This window comes from Ferruginibacter sp. (genome assembly GCF_031430955.1).
Classification (GTDB): domain Bacteria; phylum Bacteroidota; class Bacteroidia; order Chitinophagales; family Chitinophagaceae; genus Ferruginibacter.
In genome coordinates this window covers 1-2,788 of the sequence record NZ_JANPCM010000433.1, presented here as the reverse complement: position 1 = coordinate 2,788, position 2,788 = coordinate 1, and the positions used below count along the sequence as shown (strand labels likewise).

The window sequence follows — 2,788 nt, the reverse complement described above, 5'->3', positions numbered from 1 at the left end:
ATATTTGAAATATTGTTTAGTTGGGTTGGTTTATGTAACGATGCCGATTGTAATAATGGTTGATTTGCGAAATATTTGGAGTGATTACGAAGGATTTAAAACCCATTCTGATTTTGGAAATACTCTTCCTGTTTGTATTGTTTTTTCCATCTGGATAAATGATACTATGGCTTACATAGTGGGTTCATTGATTGGTAAAACACCCTTCTCTAAAATATCTCCAAAAAAAACTTGGGAAGGAACAATCGGAGGAGCAATACTGGCAATATTAATTATTGGTTTCCTATTCCCATTATTGGCAGATAAATATTTTTATCCTTTCGCTCAGCATAAAATATGCTTTGTAATCGCTGCCCTCTGCGCCATCTTTGGCACAATAGGAGATTTATTTGAAAGCAAACTAAAACGCATGGCTAATGTAAAAGACAGCGGCACCATAATGCCCGGCCACGGCGGTTTTTTAGACAGGTTCGACAGTTTACTATTTGCAGCACCAGCAGTTTGGCTATATGTAAAATTATTTATGAACTAAAACTTAAACATCTAACGACTAAACCCCTAAACTTACAACCCTAAACTCTTTATATTTGCAACTCAATTCAACTGCATGACCATTCACAGAGAGGGATATCAATCAATAGGCATTGGCACTTTAATTTTTGGCGCTATTAATTTTGCCTGCTTTTATTTTTTCAGTGCTTCGTTACCGGTTTTGTGCTGGGTAATATTTTTTGCTACGCTTTTTGTACTGCTTTTCTTAGTGTCTTTTTTTCGCATTCCGGCAAGGAAACTCACTGTTGGCGAAAACCTTGTTGTGGCACCTGCCGATGGTAAAGTGGTGGTGATAGAAGAAATTATTGATGTAGAATATTTTAAGACCAAACGTTTACAGGTATCTATTTTTATGAGCCCTGCCAATGTACATGTAAACCGCAACCCTATTAGTGGCGAAGTGGTGTACAATCAATATCATAAAGGAAAATATTTAGTAGCATGGAACCCCAAATCATCTACCGAAAACGAAAGGCACAGTGTGGTAATTAAAAAAAATAATACCGAAATTTTAGTAAAACAAATTGCCGGCGCTTTAGCCAAACGTATTGTAAACTATTTGCAGGTTGGCCAAAAAGTAGAGCAAACCGATGAAATGGGCTTCATAAAATTTGGCAGCCGGGTAGATTTGTTATTACCCATTGGCACAAAAATAAATGTAGAATTGAATGAGGTAGTGCAGGGTGGTGTTACCGTTGTGGCAACATTGTAATTTTTAACAGTTTGCCCTTGGCAATTTGCAATATCTGCCCTACATTTACGTTCTTCAAATAAACAGATAAACATGAAAAAAGTATTTTTATTAGCTACAGCAGCGTTATTAGTTACTAGTATAGCTTTTGCTGATAACGGAAAAAAGAAGAAATCTAAAAAATGTGCTAAAGGAAAAACCTGCTGCACAAAATCTACCGCTTCTGCAACTAAGGCCGGCTGTACAGACAAAGCGCATACAGCTCATTTGTAATGATTGTTGTTTAAATTATTTTAAAGCCCCGCTTTTACAGCAGGGCTTTTTTATTTTATGCACCTAAAAAATTATTATAAAATTAATTCCAACTCTTTTAAATGGTAAACAGTATAAGTGGATTTGATGTGTGATATGGCATTGATATGGTTTACAAAAACAGAATCCATACCGGCATTAATAGCACCCTGTATATCTGCATCTAAATTATCACCGATCATAATGCTTTCTTTTAAAGATGCTCCTGCCTTGCCCATGGCATAATCAAAAATTTCTTTTTTAGGTTTAAGGCTGTTGCTGGCTTCGGAGGTAATCATGTGGGTGAAATATTTTGCCAACCCGCTGTTATTAATTTTACTCCACTGGGTTTTTTCAAATCCGTTGGTAATTAAATGCAGCGCATATTTTTTATCCAGCAGGTAGTTTAATAATTCTGTAGTATGCGGAAAAAGCAATTTTTTGGTGGGCAGTATTTCTAAAAACTTTCCGCTTAAGTCTCTAGATAATTTTTCATCTCCAATTTTAAAATCAAGCAAAGTACGCCACATCCTTTTCCATTTTAAATCTTCGGCGCTAATTAAACCATGATGGTATTTGTCCCATAATATTTCGTTGTGGTATAAATATTTTTTATAAAAATTGTCAAAAGGAGCTGCCACTTTTTTATCTAATTCAAATAAAGCAAACAAATCAGTAAGTGTAGCTTTAGCATTGGCATCAAAATCCCAAAGGGTATGATCCAGATCAAAAAAAAGATGTTTGTATTTCATTAATAATAAAAGGGTGATTAAAACCCGGGTGGCAAAGTAAATGTAAAATTCTTAAATCAGTTTGCTTTTAACTGTGTAATAACTTCTTCTTTTCTGCGGCGTGATATTTCTACTTTTGAATTATCTGTCATGGTAAGCATTCCATCGGCAGTATAATTGATAACGTAAGTTTTATTTACCAGGTGCGATTTATGTACCCTTATAAAACCATGAGTTACCAGTATTTCTTCGTATTCTTTTAAAGTACGTGAGGTAACTAATGTTTTTTTATCAGTAAAAAAAAATTTAGTGTAGTTGCTTTCGCCTTCCAGCCGTATTATTTCTGCAGGCCTGCAAAAAATAGTTTCTTTACTGGTGGGCAACGCCATTCTAAAATCTTTTTTATCTGGTGTGGAAATATTATGCAGCAGGTTGTTGTATAAAGATCTATTGTGCAGCAAAAGTGTTTCTTTAATAATAAATTTATCGGCAGCGGCCCTCAGTTCATCAGCATCAATGGGCT

General features: G+C 35.0%; 5 protein-coding genes. 3 read left to right on the top strand and 2 right to left on the bottom strand.

The genetic code is table 11. From position 1 onward, the window contains the following. From ACY65O_RS12040 to ACY65O_RS12030, 3 genes are all read left to right on the top strand, one after another. On the top strand, nucleotides 1-532 hold a 532-nt coding region (locus ACY65O_RS12040; protein WP_462221100.1), incomplete at its 5' end, for a phosphatidate cytidylyltransferase. A 75-nt stretch (nucleotides 533-607) separates the two neighbouring features. Beyond that, a complete protein-coding gene (locus ACY65O_RS12035; protein ID WP_462221099.1) occupies nucleotides 608-1,264 on the top strand; it encodes a phosphatidylserine decarboxylase family protein in 657 nt (218 codons plus the stop codon). 72 nt (nucleotides 1,265-1,336) lie between these two features. Beyond that, a complete protein-coding gene (locus tag ACY65O_RS12030) occupies nucleotides 1,337-1,516 on the top strand; it encodes a hypothetical protein (protein WP_462221098.1) in 180 nt (59 codons plus the stop codon). 74 nt (nucleotides 1,517-1,590) lie between these two features. Here the strand turns inward: ACY65O_RS12030 and ACY65O_RS12025 are convergent, their stop codons facing one another. After that, the gene (locus ACY65O_RS12025) at nucleotides 1,591-2,286 is read right to left on the bottom strand and encodes a YjjG family noncanonical pyrimidine nucleotidase (protein WP_462221097.1); all 696 of its coding nucleotides are present in this window, start codon (nucleotides 2,284-2,286) and stop codon (nucleotides 1,591-1,593) included. Nucleotides 2,287-2,342: 56 nt separating this feature from the next. Then, nucleotides 2,343-2,788, bottom strand: a 446-nt coding sequence (locus ACY65O_RS12020) for a LytR/AlgR family response regulator transcription factor (protein ID WP_462221096.1), incomplete at its 5' end; no start/stop codon positions are given.

Excerpts from the sequence above, each read along its gene's own strand:
- ACY65O_RS12025 (WP_462221097.1), bottom strand. The coding sequence starts at position 2,286 with ATGAAATACAAACATCTTTTTTTTGATCTGGATCATACCCTTTGGGAT.
- ACY65O_RS12035 (WP_462221099.1), top strand. The coding sequence starts at position 608 with ATGACCATTCACAGAGAGGGATATCAATCAATAGGCATTGGCACTTTA.
- ACY65O_RS12030 (WP_462221098.1), top strand. The coding sequence starts at position 1,337 with ATGAAAAAAGTATTTTTATTAGCTACAGCAGCGTTATTAGTTACTAGT.